Raw genomic sequence first — 13,315 nt, forward strand, 5'->3', positions numbered from 1 at the left:
GACCGTCAGGTCAGCGCGCGCCACAGCAGGTAGAGGCCGATGGTCGTGCCGAACAGCACGATGACCGTCTTCAGCACCACCGCCGGAAGCCGGCGGGCCAGCCGGGCGCCCACGTACCCCCCGACCAGGGTGGCCGGCGCGACCACCGCGACGGCCACCCAGTTCACCGGGCCGAACAGGGCGAACACCACCAGCGTGGTCAGCCCCACCACGGCCGACAGCAGGTTCTTCACCGCCGTCACCCGGGCCAGCGTGGCGTCCAGCACCAGGGCCAACCCGGCCACCAGCATCACCCCGAGCGCCGCGCCGAAGTAGCCGCCGTACACCGCGCCGACCGCGACCATGACCTGCACGGTGACCGTACGGCGGCGCGGGCTCAGCTGCGCCGGATGACCCACCAGCCGGCGCAGCGGGTCCTGGAACGCCAGCACCGCCGTCGCGCCCAGCACCAGGAACGGCACCACCAGCTCGAACGCGCGGGCCGGGGTGGCCAGCAGCAGCACGCAACCGACCACCGTGCCCACCGCGGCGGTCGGCAGCAGCGACCACAGGGCCCGCCCGCGCGGCAGGTCCGCCCGGCTGCCCGCCACGCTGGCCAGGTAGCCCGGGAAGACGGACACGGAGTTGGTGACGTTGGCCGGCACCGGCGGCAGGCCGCTCGCGATCAGCGCCGGGAACGTGATCAGCGAGCCGCCGCCGGCGACCGCGTTCACCGTGCCCGCGGCGAGGCCGGCGGCGAGCAGCAGCGCGGCGTCGGAGAGATCCATGATCTCCGAGGCTAGTACGCCCCGGGCCGGGTCGCCTGCCTGGTTCGGGCTCGGGTTGCGCCAGGGTCCCGGCCGGGTCCCGCGGCTGGGTCCCCGGCCCCGCGCTGTCGCCACCTCGGCGAACTCGCGGTCCGCCGTCGCGCCCGGGTCGGAAATGCGCGTGACGGGTGCGTCGTTAGGATGAGAGCGCGACGGACGAGTCGACCGGGCGGTCGCGTCGACGGGCTCCGGCCCGTCGCCGAGGAACGTCCGGACTCCACAGGGCAGGGTGGTTGCTAACGGCAACCCGGGGTGACCCGCGGGACAGTGCCACAGAAAACAGACCGCCGGCCCGTCACGGGACGGTAAGGGTGAAACGGTGGGGTAAGAGCCCACCAGCACCCCGGGTGACCGGGGTGGCTCGGTAAACCCCACCCGGAGCAAGGCCAAGAAAGGGCCGTCACCGCAAGATGACGACCCGCGCAGACGCTTGAGGGCTGCCCGTCCGATGTCTGCGGGTAGGCCGCTGGAGCCTGCCGGCGACGGCAGGCCTAGATGGATGGCCGCCGCCGGCGCGTTCTCGGACGCGCCGGGCACAGAATCCGGCGTACAGGTCGACTCGTCCGTCGCCCACCAGCTCAGAGACCTGATCAAGGCTCCGAGCTGGTTCTATGTCCGGGCGTCGATGGTCGTCGTTGGTCAACTTTGGCTGGCGTTTGACGCCCTGACGACGCCCTGACGCCCTGGAGACGCCCTGAGCGGTGGCTCAGTTGACCTCGTCTCGGCCTGGCTGACTGTGCCGCCGTAGGGCCTCTCCGGGCCGGTGCTTCGGTTGTTCCGGAGTCGGGGGCCGGCGGCGGTGGGGGAGAGCCGTTCACGTCCTGGCGTGGAGCTGGCGCCGTGACCCGGTGACTCGGTGGCAAGCCAGTCCCGGGGTTGGACTGGCGCGGCAGCCGGAAGCCCCGACCACTTGGTTAGATCGCGCTGCCGGCTTCCGTCACGGCCTCGCTGAGACTGGTTCCTTCACCCGAGGGGGCGGTGTCCCGGCGGCTGTCGGTGGCTCACCGCCCCGGCCGCCTACGGCGCCGGGGCGGCTTGCCGCCGGCCGGGCTTGCCGCCCCGCACCGCGCGGAGCGCGGTGCCTTGATCCAATACAGGCTAATTCGGCAATTTACTTCAGCGGCACATGCCGATACATTAACTACTTCCGGGATCGCTCTAACGAAGTAGGCCGAGTGGTTGAAGTCAAGTATGCGGAGTATCGCGATTACCTGCAAAAGCGTCAAGCGGCGAACAGTTCTATCATGGCGCTCTTGGCAGGATCAAAGCTCGCGGGTCATCTACTCTCCCTCACCGCAGGCTCGAATAAGACCTTGTCCGAAATCTTTCCAAGAGTCGATCATATTCGTAGCTTCAATCTGAAAAGCCAAGTGGCAACGGACATCCTCGAAGACGCAGAGCATCACCTGGGCCTGATGGCAGTGCCATACCTGCTCGCCATCCATGAGGATTACCTTAAGGAGTGCCTTTTCCTACTTAGCGATGCAGGACTAATCAGGCGGCGGCAGGCGAGGGACGCCAAGGCGGCGACGGTCCACGCGCTCTTCGAAACCCACTCATCGACCGCCCTGCCCGTTGAGTCAATCGAGCTGTATGACCTAATCAGGCTAATGCGGAACTGCGTAATTCACAGGGGTGGCACCGCTAGCGAGGAGTTGGCTAAGGCGTCGTCTGAGATTTCGCCGTTGGCAGCCACCGCCTGGACAAAAATGACTACGCAGTCTCCGCCGACCTTCGCCAAGCTAGATCGCGTGCGGTTGGGCTACTCAGAGACGGTCGCAACTCTCGCCGTCACGAAGAAAATTGCTCGTGCCGTTAACGGCGGTCTTGCTACCTGTTGCCCTAGGGAGATGTGGCTTGAGCGCCTTCTGGAGGACTATGAGGCTCACGCAAATCGACCGACGACGCCTGATAAGCGGATGAGGCTTGCTCGCGGCATTAGCAACTTTAACTACTTTCCATTGCAATTCAAGGACGTCGAGATCCGAGCTGCATTGAAAGAGCGAGGTCATCTATAAAAGAGGGACACCGCCTAAGCGGTGTCCCTCTTTTCTGTAAAAGCGGGGCTCTTCCAGTTGAGCTACATCCACCAAGGAAGGGTGGCGCTGGGATTCGAACCCAGATCTCCCGTTTTCGTGAAGGCTGGAACTGTGAGTCCCTAGGGCTGCACCCGCCTCCGTGTCGAGGACAGTACCACGGCACAGTATGTGACCACCAGGGTCTAGACACAGGAACCTGCTGTACGGCTAGCCGCGCAACTAGCTTGGCAGGTCTGACCAGCCGATGTCTTCGTTGCTCAGCAGTGTTGCGGTGCCCTGCGGCCGTGCCTGACCCGGCAACGGTGATACCCCAACTGGCCGCCGGCGGGCACCTGGCGGCCGGACAAGATCGCCCGCTGCGGAACTTCTGGCTGACCGAGCCGCAACCGCGTCTGCTGGGATCAGGCGGGGCGACCAGGCGCCGATGTCGTGCCGCTCGAACGCCCTCGGCGTACAGTTCCGCCCTTTCGCGCGTAAGAGCAGGCGAAGGGGGGTGGTCCGAGGTGATCATGCGCCGAATACTTGCGGTCCACCCGGAAGATCCATCAGTCTGTGCGATACGGGGAGCGCGTTCCCTGTGTCTGCTCGTGCACTTGGTCGCCAAGCTGACATCAAGCAGCGGCTGTCGCACGGCACCAAGCTCGTCGGCAACATTGCTCAGGGAGGTTGCAGGTGACAGGGTCGAGTACCGCGCCTCTAGAGGTTAGGGCATGGGGGAGAACCGCAGCGGCAAGCCCGCTCAGGTACCCAGGCGGTAAGGCTGCGCTTGCTGGCCTCTTCAAAGAGCTCATCGGTCGGCTCGGTGCCGACTCCGCCCGTTATGTCGAGCCTTACGCTGGTGGGGCAGGCGCTGGAATCGCTTTGCTGAAGCGTGATGTGGTTCAGGAACTAGTTATCAACGACATCGATCCTGCCGTCTATTGCTTCTGGATTGCGGTTACCTCCAAGCCCCACGATTTCGCCGCTAAAATCTGTGATACGCCGTTGAATGTGGAAGAGTGGCGGAAACAGAAGCAAATCTACCGGGACGCGGACGAAACAGATCCACTGTCGCTGGGCTTCGCTTTCTTCTACCTCAATCGTACTAACCGCTCCGGCATACTTCATGCCGGCCCTATTGGCGGTGTCCATCAGAACGGAAATTACAAAATTGATGCCCGATTCAATCGAGACCAACTTGCTGAGCGGGTAGCTATAATTGGCGGGCTTGCCTCACGCATTACTGTATTTGGTCGCGATGGAATGTCGATTGTGAAGGAGTTTGTTGAGGATGGCTCCACCTTCATTTACGTCGATCCGCCGTATGTCGAAATGGGTGGAAGTCTCTATCTAAATGCGTTTACTCACCGGGATCACTCGGATCTTGCGCAGGTCCTTAATGGTAATCCCGACGGTAACTGGGTAGTAACCTACGACCCATCTGATCTGGTTCGTCAACTGTACAAGGACTGTCATGTCAGGGAGTATCAACTCAGTTATAGCGCTCATCGAGCGGGAAGGGCACGAGAGCTCTTCATCGCCTCGCGCCCTATGGCTCGTCAACTGCTTCCCGTCTAGCGCCGGAGGGTTTAGTGTGTTGACTAGCTTCCCACGATTTCGATCAAGATCGGCTTGATGCGATCCCACGCTTCGTGGGCGTCCACACTTGCGACGAATGAGTCGGGCTCGTGGTTGCTTGCATTTAGGGAAAGAGTGGTCCCGGAATATTGAGCTGCCGGCATTTTGCCTTTGCGATTGACCGCATTTATTAGCGATGTCATTCGCTGATCGGTCTGATACGCAGAAGCTAGCTCCGTCATGCAGAAGCCCAACGTCCTGCCGGTTAGCCGCACATGTCGAACAGTCACGAAGTGGTCCTTTATGGAGCATTCGAGTACAGTGCGTAGCAGATCATGGGCGGCGTTAGGAAAATCTCGGACATCCAGGCGTCGCAACTCCTCAAATCGCCGCCGCAAGCCCGGTGAAGACCCCTTGTACTCGAAGCCTTCCATGTCAAGTCTTGAACGAGTTTCGCCCCGGTTGGGGCCACGCGGGCTTGGCTGCCTTTCTGTTGAACCTGTCTGATTAGCTGGTCCACCCGGCCCTGTCCCCGAGCCCGTCCCACCGCTATGTTCGCCACCAGTCGAGCCAGTTCCGGGTTTGGGACTGCCGCCGATGTTGCGTTCTGACCCATTTGGCGCGTCGGAGCCGGGCTGGAATCCATCAGTTGGCCCGTGCTGCCTTGCCTGAGCTGATTCCTCGACTCCTGTCGCATTTGACGTCCCGGTCTCAAGAACGCCGACAAGTTGGTGCAGGCGCTCTACCAAAATGTCATGTTCCGGTTTGGATGATTTGAGTTCAGGGGACCGAGTATTCAGCCTCTTGGCACGGAATTCTCCTAGTAGGTACATCAGGCCGCGACGCTGCCCCTCAGACAGTTCTTTGTCGGCTAGTAGCCCATCTTTGTTGAAGTTGAGACCAAGGGCCTGCCGGATCTTGGGTAGCTCATAGGCATACTCGAATGAAGCCATCTTCAACTGGCTTGTTTTGACAAAATCTTCGAGGCCTGGATCGTCGAACTTCATGCCGCGAATCAGCTCACGCATCTCACCCATTCGAATGAAGCTGGCGATCGGGGTGGTCCCAATCGGGTAGATTGTACGCAGGTCGTCGACAGAGACTGAGGATGACAATTGGGAATGGTAGAAGACGGCTTGCTGCTCACGCAGCCAAGCTTTTTTCGCATTCCGTGTGTGCAGTCTTGCCAAAAGTGGTTGGGCTGCTTCGCGAGACGGCGCCACCATCACCCGAACTTGTGTCGGCTTGTCGGCGTCGGGATAGCGGCTCAGTAGTCGCTCAACTCGCGGGGCGGACTTCCCGAGCAGCCCAGGGTTTTGAATAGCCTTAAGCGCAGTGATGCGTCGGTTTCCCTCTACAACAACGTGCCGGCCGTTTTCCAGCACTACAACGGGCAAGTCGTTGTCCAAGTAACCGTCGCGGAGAATGTCACGCACCAAGTCTAAGAGATCCTCTGCTTCGACGAGGTAGTTCGCGATCGCAGACTCGTTGATAGTCTCGGCTGGAATTCTGACATTGCGAAGGTCGAGCTCTAGCTCGTAAAGCTCCCGATCCTCGATCGGCCAACGCGTTCCCATTCTCTTGCATCTCCTTACCGACCCCCTCCTGCTGGCCGCCAAAGTTGGCCAGTTATCGATTCGGGGCCTTAGTGCACCAGTTTCGATACCCTAGTCGAACGATGAGGGCTTGACCATCCCGTGCATGGTGCCGGTCCTAGGCGGCCTCACGAAGTGTTACGGCGGGATGGCTGCCGAGTGGGGCGCGCATTATCGCGCACGCAAGGGGGCGCTCCGGCATTTCTGTCCGCTGGCCGACAGAAGCGTGCTCTCCCAAATCTGTCGCATCGCTGGCGGCCTGCGACCTGTCGAGGTGCAGCACTGGAAGTTGAGATGCATGCGAGCCGATGTATGCCTGGGTCGACCCCGCTTGCGAGGAGAGCATGCCTGAATGGGAGTAGCTTATGAGGGGCGCATTGGAGCTGTAAGAAGGTCTAGCGGCTTGGTCGAAGCAATCGGTAGGTTCTGGCCACTGCCTCGACGACTCCGTCCTTGCGGTCGATGCTCTGATGCTCGACCAGAGCCGTGCCGACCTCGACGGCGAAAATGGCCGCAAGCTCTGAGTCTGCGGCGACTTCCCGCGATCTAGCCTCTGCCTGACTGCCTCTGGCTGCACTTCTGCCCTTCGGGCGCAGGCTTGCATAGGTGCCGCGACCGTGCTCTGTGAAGACCAGGGCGGCTTCGCGCAGGACCGCTATGGCTTGGCGGATCGTCCCGCGACTTGCCCTGAACTCGGCAGTGAGGACGCTCTCGGCTGGCAAGAGGGCGCCGGGCGGAATAACCCCACTTTCAATACGTCTCTCCAGCTCAGTGGCGATGACGCGGTAGCGGGGCTGTCCGTAGTGCGGGGTGGGCACTTGCTCACCGTACCTGGCACTTGTCTTACCAAGCGCCAACTAAGAGGCCCTTTTCGACGCCTAGACAACTCATCCACTTGTAGATACGTTTCGTGGTGTGCGGCCAGGGTGACGGCTCGTGTCAGGGGTGGTCTCGTGCTGGCCCTGGCCGCACCTGACGCGCGGCGTCCTGTCGGACCGGTTGCGGTAGCCGCGCGGACAAATTGGCTCGGCGATACCCGACCCGTCCTGGTCGGACGGTGCGTCGTGCCTTCATTCGAGCCGGTGGCCGGCTGCATTTCCCCCGTGGTCGGCCGCCGGCTCTCTTCTACCTGTGGAGGTTCAATGTCCAGCCGTCCTCGACGACGCCGCAGGCTCTCCCTGTGGTGGCCCCGAAGGCGGTACCCGACGCGGTCAGCCAAGGGCAATGTCCCACCGGGTGCATGCCCGGCGGTCCCGATGTCGGCGCGATGGTCGGTCGAGCAGGCACGGGAGTCGTCCGCAGTGCCGCCTACCCCGCCGATCGTGCGAGTCCAGGTCTACCGGGACGGCGTCGGGCGGTGGCCGCGGTGACGCCGACGAACAAGCCTGCCGGCGTCACGGACCATCCGGACTGGTGTGCCCCCGATCGCTGCGGTCGCCTCGTGCCGCCGCTGATGACGGAGATGACTCGCCACCATCGCGGTGCGATGCATCGGGTCGGCAACGCTCGCGCGGGCGGCATGGTGGTCGCGTACCTCATCGGCGTTGATGTTCGGACGCCTCTGATCGCGGTGCACGCGTCGTGTCGGGCGGGCGTCGGCTGGGCTGAGCTGTCCCTGACGCAGGCCGCTGAACTGATCGAGCGCCTCAGCGGCCTGGTGGTCGAGGCCGGTGGAGATCTCGGGAGCCATGATGACTGATTCAGAGAGTACGCCGGAGTACGCCCTGGGGTCGGTGACCGACATCGTCGGATGTCCCGCGTGGTGCCAAGGGTGCGGGCCGAACGATCCGATGCACCGAGGCTTCCTTGCCACCGTTGGTCAGGAGCGGACGGGGTGGGTCAGCGTTCAGATGCTGCTCGACCGGTTCGGGCGACGGGACCTGGTCGTGAAGCTCGACGCCACCCGCGACGGAGCAACCCAGCCCGTCCTGCTCGACCGGGTTCGTCTGGACCGCCTCATCTACGAACTGACCTACGTCCGCCTGGTGATGATGACCAAGGGCCTACACCTGGAAGAGCGCGATGAGCATCCCTGACCGCCGGCGCACCGGCCGGCCGCCCTCCCTGGCCGGGCGACAGACCAAGCGGCCTGCGCCTCCGGTCGCCCCGATCCCAGAACGCCCAGCCAGAGGGACCACCTGGCAGACGTTGGAACGTCTAGGGGGTACGGTGACCGGTGTGCAAGGCCGGGACTGGCGCCCTCGATACCTGCAACTCGCGGAAGAGTTGCGGGCAAAGATCATGGGCGGAGAACTGGCTCCCGGCACCCTGATGCCGAGTGAAACCGAGCTTGCCGAGTCATCCGGCCTGTCTCGGACCAGCGTGCGTAACGCGATCCGGCAGCTCCGCGAGTGGGGCTTGGTCCGCGCCGAGCAGGGACGCGGCACCTACGTGCGGGCACCCCGCCAACGGGTACGCCGACGCAACGCCGAGCGCTACCAGTGGGAGAAGGATCGGGTCCTGCTCGACGAGGACGAGAGGCTGAAGACCGGCGCCACCGAGCACGACACCGGCCTGACCGTCGATGATCTTAAGTTTCACGCCGAGTACACCCGCGTGGAAGCCGATATGGAGATGGCGGCGGCCTTGCAGGTTGACTCGGGTACGCCGCTGCTGCGCCGGGTTTACTGGACTTCCTCCCGGCATGAGAACGCGCCGCTGACGGTGTCGTACTCGTACCTGCCGTACGACTTGGTGGCCGCGAACCCGGACCTGCTCGACGAGGGCAAGGAGCCGTGGCCGGGCGGTACACAGCACCAGCTTCACACCATCGGCATCGAGCTGGACCGGATCGACGACGAGATCCGCGCACGTCCGCCGTCGCCGGACGAGGCCGAACTCCTGGACATCGACCCGGGCGTCTCCGTCCTCACCGTCCGGAAAACCTCCGTCGACACCGCGGGCCGCGTTGTCGAGGTCGCCGACGTCGTGATGCCCGGTGACCGCACCGAGCTCGTCTACTCCCACAAACTCCAACGGTGGAAAACTTGACGCAGCTCGTCTCCGTCGTCACTCCGGTCCACGCGCCCAGCATCGAGCACCTTGCCGGTGCCTACGAGTCGTTGGCCAAGCAGGAAATGCCCACCGGGTGGGACTGGCAATGGCTCGTCCAGGAGGACGGACAGACCGGCGCCCTGGCCGACACGCTGCCCGACGATCCCCGGATCAGTCTCGGCACCGGCCGTCCCGGTGGGCCTGGCGTCGCCCGTACCCTCGCTCTTTCCCGGGTCTCGGGTGACCTCATCAAGGTCTTGGACGCTGACGACCAGCTGACCCCCGGTGCGCTCGCCCGGGACATCGCCGCATTCGACGCGCACCCACAGATCGGCTGGACCACCTCGCGGGTACTCGATCTGCTGCCCGACGGGTCAACCGCCGGCTGGGACAAGGATCCGGCCGGCGGGGTGGTCGACCGCGGTTCAGTCCTGTCGTTCTGGCAAGCCAACGACTACCGGGCATCGGTGCACCCGGCGACGCTGTGCCTGCGGCGGGATCTCGTCTTCGCCCTGGGCGGCTGGATGGCGCTTCCCGCCTCCGAGGACACGGGCCTACTGCTCGCAGCCAACGCCGTCAGCGCCGGCTACTTCACCCGGGAGTACGGGCTGCTCTACCGCAAGTGGCCCGGCCAGGTCACCAGCCAGGCAGCGCACCGAGAACCGGCCGAGTATCAGGCGCGAATGAGGATCATCGGGGCCAGAGCTAAAGCCCTGGCCTCGATGCTGCCGAACGGTCTACCGCTCACTCCTCTGGCGTAGCCTCATGCCCCGGCATGCCGTGGGTACGACGCCGCTCCTTCGACTCCGCCTCGTAGATGTGCCGCCGGCCGCCGGCTAGCTCCTCCCGAGCTTCCCGCTCGATCTGCTGGAACGCGGCGTAGTAACCGTCGTCGAACTCCTCCACGATCTGGAAGGTCCAGCGGCCCGGGAGCACGTTGCGACCCAACAGCTCGCGTTCCACACGGCTGGCCATCACATCGTGGCCTGCCTGACGTAGTAGTTCGACCGCCCGGTCAAGGGTCAGGTCTGCGCCGCCCACGAGCTGATGAAGGGCATACAAGTGTCCGCGGGCTCGATGCACGGTCTCTAACGCCTTGCTGAGTTCCCCAAGGGCTTGGACGGTCAGGTCATCTACTCCGCCGGGCCTTGAATGATCACTGTCTATGGACATATTGCCACGCTTGTTGACCATGATGCCGCTCAGTTTACTGGGTACACGTTCTGCAGCGTGGTCCGGGGATGCACACAAATGTGAGCGCCTGTTAGATTTGCGAACCTGCTGCGGTGTCGCGCTATTATCTTGGCTGCGCTTCACCCGAATGCCCGAGTGGCTCGGCGTGAACAATTCTCTCAATCTAATGAGAGGATCATTCTAATCAAGAGGAGGAGCAAGCTGTCTGTGAAACGAGAGAAGGACTCATATCGCGTTCGACGGCGGAAGCCCAAAAATCAGTCCCGCTCAGGAAGCTGTCTACGGGATGACCTGGTCTGGTACGTCCGGCTGGTCTCGCCCATCATCGCTTCCCTGGTCACGGACTGGTTCCAGGGTGGTAACGGGGGCCGGCCTGCCTAGCTGTCCGGCTAGCTGATCGCACATTCCAGCCCCCGGGGGTCGCATTGCACTCGTGACGTGCATGCGGCCCTCGCCCTGTTGGGGTGGCCTCTAGGGCGTCGATCACCCCGCTGATCGCCAGGTTATTGAGTTGAACGTTTAACGCGTCTCGAAGACCTCGATTGGGGCCTTCGCCGCCTCGGCCAAGACCTTACTTGATAGTTGTAAGAACTACCAAATCCTTGGTGACATGAAGTGCCAAATTTTTGGCCTCAGCGTTCCGGTGCCGACCGTTACCGAAGATTAGTCGGATTTCTAGGTGGGTCTGAGCTGAGGGCTACTCGCGTACCTCGACCCCTTCGGCAAGTTGGGCGAACCGCGGTAGGCGGCCTACGCCCACCCCTCCACGAGACCTGTTGACTTGTCTGCCAAGTGCCGTCTACCTTGGACTGCAACTTGGCAGACAGGTTAACAAGTGGAGGTTGAGCGATGGCTCTGCGAGGCGGAACCCGGTTCGCCGTGCGGTTCGAGGACGTGTTCCCGGCTGGGTGCGCGTTGGTGCCCGAGTCGATGGGTGAGGTCGAGGACTACGACGAGAAGACGGGCCGGCGTAGCCCGGCCAAGGACAAGCTGACCGGCCAGCGGGTGTGGCAGGTCCGCGTGATGGACCTGGATCCCGAGCTGGGGAAGCGCTCGCGGGAGACGACGGTGAAGATCTCCGCCGATTACCAGCCGGTGCCGCCGACGGGTGCGCCGTTCGAGGCGGTGGAGTTCGACGGGATGACGGTCACGCCGTACGTGAGCAACAACAACCGGATGGCGTACTCGCTGCGCGCGAGTGGGCTGCGGGCGCCAGCGGGCATGACCAAGAAGGCGGCGGCGTAGCCGCATTTGGTGGGGGCGGGGCTGTCAGGTCTTGGCGGACGGCAGCCCCGCCCTCTGTCTCTTTCCCCGGCTCTGTCGAGAGAGGTAGTGACGTGTCCAAGGGTATGCGTCCGGCTGGCCGCGGTTGGCCTCGGTGTGACGCGTGTCAGTCCCGGTTCGATCCGGCCACCGGTGCCGACGGCCGGTGTGACGGCTGCGTGGGGCAGCTCGTGCTTCCGTTTCCTCCGGTCCGGGATGCGTCGGGCCGGTTCGTGTCGCTGCGGGGTGCCAAGTGATCGGGCGGCCTCGCGGTGAGGTGGTGACGACCTCGACCGGTGACCTGATCGTGTTCCGTCCGAGGCGGTTCGAACTGCCGATGTGGGCGGTGGTGCTCGGCCTGGTGCTGCGCTGGTCCGGGCGGGTGCTGTGGTGGTGCCTGCGTCATCCGGTGGCTACCGGCGCGGTGGTCCTGGCGCTGTGGCTGTACGTCGAGTTCGACTGGCTCGGCCTGGTGGTGCCGCTCGTGGTGGTGTCGACGGTCTCGGCGGTGTGGCGCTGGCGCGATGAGTCGTCCTGGTGGACCTGGCTGGCGGGTCCGCTGCTCGGGTCGTTCCGGCGAATCTTCGTTTACCGGCGGGTGTGGCGTGAGGCCATGACACTCTGCGGGCTCACCGATACGTTCGACCGCCGGCACGTGCTCCCTGAGCTGCTGCGGGTCCGCTCGGATCAGGCCCTCGATGTGCTGACGGTGCGGATGGTTCGGGGTCAGACGCCGGAGCAGTTCCAGCGGATGAGCGCGAAACTGGCGTACGCCTTCGGCCGCCGGCACGCCCGGGTCTACGCGGAACGTCCCGGTGATCCGCCGACGCGTACGGGTCGGGGTGCGTGGGTGCTGCGGCTGGTCGATCGGGTGCGGTATCGGGACCGGCCGACGGTGGTCTATGTGGCGTTGGTGCGTACCGATGCGCTGCGCACGCTCGTGCCGCCGTTCCCGGTGCCGGCGGTGCCGGACTTCACCGCGCTGCCGCTGGCCCGGCGGGAGGACCTGCGCCCCTGGCCGCTGCATCTGCTCGCGACTCACGTCCTGGTGGGCGGCGCCACCCGGTCGGGGAAGGGCTCGGTGCTGTGGTCGCTGGTCCGGGTCCTCGGCGGCGGTGTCGCCTCGGGGCTGGTGCGGCTGTGGGTTGTCGACCCGAAGGGCGGGATGGAGTTCGCGCTCGGCCGGCCGATGTTCGCCCGGTTCGCCTGCAAGTCGTTCGAGGCGATGGCGGACCTGCTCGACGAGGCCGTGACCGTGCTGCGGGAGCGTCAAACCCGCCTGGCCGGAAGGGTTCGGGTGCATACGCCGACCGAGGCTGACCCGCTGGTCGTGGTCGTCGTCGACGAGATGGCCGCGCTGACCGCCTATTTGCAGGATGTCGAGCTGCGCAAGCGCATCGCCGCCTCGTTGGGGGTGCTGCTGTCGCAGGGGGCGGGCGTCGGCGTGCTGGTGGTGGCCGCGTTGCAGGACCCGCGTAAGGAGGTGCTGCCGTTTAGGGACCTGTTCCCGACCCGCATCGCGCTCGGCCTGACCGAGGCGTCACAGGTCGACATGGTCCTTGGTGACGGTGCCCGCAACCGGGGTGCGCTCGCGGATCAGATGCCCCGATGGGCCAAGGGCGTCGGGTACGTGATCCTCGACGGCACCCCCGACCCGATGCGGGTCCGGTTCTCCTACGTCAGCGACGACGACATCCGCGACATGGCCCAGCGCTTCCCGGCGCCGGCTGACGCCTCGGACATCCTCGCCCAGGTCGGCCGGGAAACCGCCACCGAACCGGTCCGGATTCCGTTGTCGCGCAAGCCTTCCGGGCCGCTGCTGCCCGACGCGCTGCGCAACCTCCTCGACTCCGACGGCGGGGGGTGA

The 13,315-nt window shown here is 64.4% G+C and carries 12 protein-coding genes and 1 other RNA gene; 9 read left to right on the plus strand and 4 right to left on the minus strand.

Annotation, left to right across the window (positions count from 1 at the left end):
* Positions 1–5: 5 nt before the first annotated feature.
* Positions 6–767 (minus strand): sulfite exporter TauE/SafE family protein, encoded by a 762-nt coding sequence (locus tag GA0070622_RS10500; RefSeq protein WP_091572773.1) that lies wholly within the window; start codon positions 765–767, stop codon positions 6–8.
* Between the two features lie 196 nt (positions 768–963).
* Here GA0070622_RS10500 and rnpB point away from each other — a divergent pair.
* From rnpB to GA0070622_RS10515, 3 genes are all read left to right on the plus strand, one after another.
* Positions 964–1,372: RNase P RNA component class A (gene rnpB, locus GA0070622_RS10505), an RNA gene on the plus strand.
* 609 nt (positions 1,373–1,981) lie between these two features.
* Entirely contained in the window at positions 1,982–2,824 is an 843-nt protein-coding gene (locus tag GA0070622_RS10510) for a hypothetical protein (protein WP_141684545.1), read from the plus strand.
* A 693-nt stretch (positions 2,825–3,517) separates the two neighbouring features.
* On the plus strand, positions 3,518–4,402 hold the full coding sequence (locus GA0070622_RS10515) for a DNA adenine methylase (RefSeq protein ID WP_091572783.1): 885 nt from the start codon (positions 3,518–3,520) through the stop codon (positions 4,400–4,402).
* 23 nt (positions 4,403–4,425) lie between these two features.
* Here GA0070622_RS10515 and GA0070622_RS32000 read toward each other — a convergent pair whose 3' ends face one another.
* Entirely contained in the window at positions 4,426–5,979 is a 1,554-nt protein-coding gene (locus GA0070622_RS32000) for a hypothetical protein (RefSeq protein WP_141684546.1), read from the minus strand.
* A gap of 413 nt (positions 5,980–6,392) precedes the next feature.
* A complete protein-coding gene (locus GA0070622_RS10520) occupies positions 6,393–6,815 on the minus strand; it encodes a GntR family transcriptional regulator (RefSeq protein ID WP_176710441.1) in 423 nt (140 codons plus the stop codon).
* Positions 6,816–7,363: 548 nt separating this feature from the next.
* Here GA0070622_RS10520 and GA0070622_RS33030 point away from each other — a divergent pair.
* The 4 genes from GA0070622_RS33030 to GA0070622_RS10540 all read left to right on the plus strand — a co-directional run bounded on the left by GA0070622_RS33030 (position 7,364) and on the right by GA0070622_RS10540 (position 9,752).
* On the plus strand, positions 7,364–7,696 hold the full coding sequence (locus GA0070622_RS33030; protein ID WP_245666171.1) for a hypothetical protein: 333 nt from the start codon (positions 7,364–7,366) through the stop codon (positions 7,694–7,696).
* A 34-nt stretch (positions 7,697–7,730) separates the two neighbouring features.
* The gene (locus GA0070622_RS10530; protein WP_245666172.1) at positions 7,731–8,033 is read left to right on the plus strand and encodes a hypothetical protein; all 303 of its coding nucleotides are present in this window, start codon (positions 7,731–7,733) and stop codon (positions 8,031–8,033) included.
* Positions 8,034–8,166: 133 nt separating this feature from the next.
* Positions 8,167–8,988 carry a GntR family transcriptional regulator gene (locus tag GA0070622_RS10535; RefSeq protein WP_091572794.1) on the plus strand — a complete coding sequence of 274 codons (822 nt, stop codon included), beginning with the start codon at positions 8,167–8,169 and terminating at the stop codon, positions 8,986–8,988.
* Positions 8,976–9,752, plus strand: a complete 777-nt coding sequence (locus GA0070622_RS10540) for a glycosyltransferase family 2 protein (protein ID WP_245666173.1) — start codon at positions 8,976–8,978, stop codon at positions 9,750–9,752. The genes GA0070622_RS10535 and GA0070622_RS10540 overlap by 13 nt, the downstream gene beginning before the upstream one ends.
* On the opposite strand, the gene GA0070622_RS10545 is transcribed toward GA0070622_RS10540, so the two are convergent.
* Positions 9,736–10,185, minus strand: coding sequence for a hypothetical protein (locus GA0070622_RS10545; RefSeq protein WP_425412759.1), 450 nt, complete (start codon positions 10,183–10,185; stop codon positions 9,736–9,738). The two genes, GA0070622_RS10540 and GA0070622_RS10545, sit on opposite strands and share 17 nt — an antisense overlap.
* An 849-nt stretch (positions 10,186–11,034) precedes the next feature.
* Here GA0070622_RS10545 and GA0070622_RS10550 point away from each other — a divergent pair.
* On the plus strand, positions 11,035–11,430 hold the full coding sequence (locus GA0070622_RS10550) for a transcriptional regulator (protein ID WP_091572799.1): 396 nt from the start codon (positions 11,035–11,037) through the stop codon (positions 11,428–11,430).
* Between the two features lie 355 nt (positions 11,431–11,785).
* Positions 11,786–13,315, plus strand: coding sequence for an FtsK/SpoIIIE domain-containing protein (locus GA0070622_RS10555; protein WP_091577128.1), 1,530 nt, complete (start codon positions 11,786–11,788; stop codon positions 13,313–13,315).

It is taken from the genome of Micromonospora sediminicola, from assembly GCF_900089585.1.
Lineage (GTDB): Bacteria > Actinomycetota > Actinomycetes > Mycobacteriales > Micromonosporaceae > Micromonospora > Micromonospora sediminicola.

Bases quoted from the DNA above. Each gene is read 5' to 3' on its own strand.
- GA0070622_RS10545 (WP_425412759.1), bottom strand. From the start codon at position 10,185: ATGGTCAACAAGCGTGGCAATATGTCCATAGACAGTGATCATTCAAGG.
- GA0070622_RS10555 (WP_091577128.1), top strand. From the start codon at position 11,786: ATGTGGGCGGTGGTGCTCGGCCTGGTGCTGCGCTGGTCCGGGCGGGTG.
- GA0070622_RS32000 (WP_141684546.1), bottom strand. From the start codon at position 5,979: ATGGGAACGCGTTGGCCGATCGAGGATCGGGAGCTTTACGAGCTAGAG.
- GA0070622_RS10500 (WP_091572773.1), bottom strand. From the start codon at position 767: ATGGATCTCTCCGACGCCGCGCTGCTGCTCGCCGCCGGCCTCGCCGCG.
- GA0070622_RS10550 (WP_091572799.1), top strand. From the start codon at position 11,035: ATGGCTCTGCGAGGCGGAACCCGGTTCGCCGTGCGGTTCGAGGACGTG.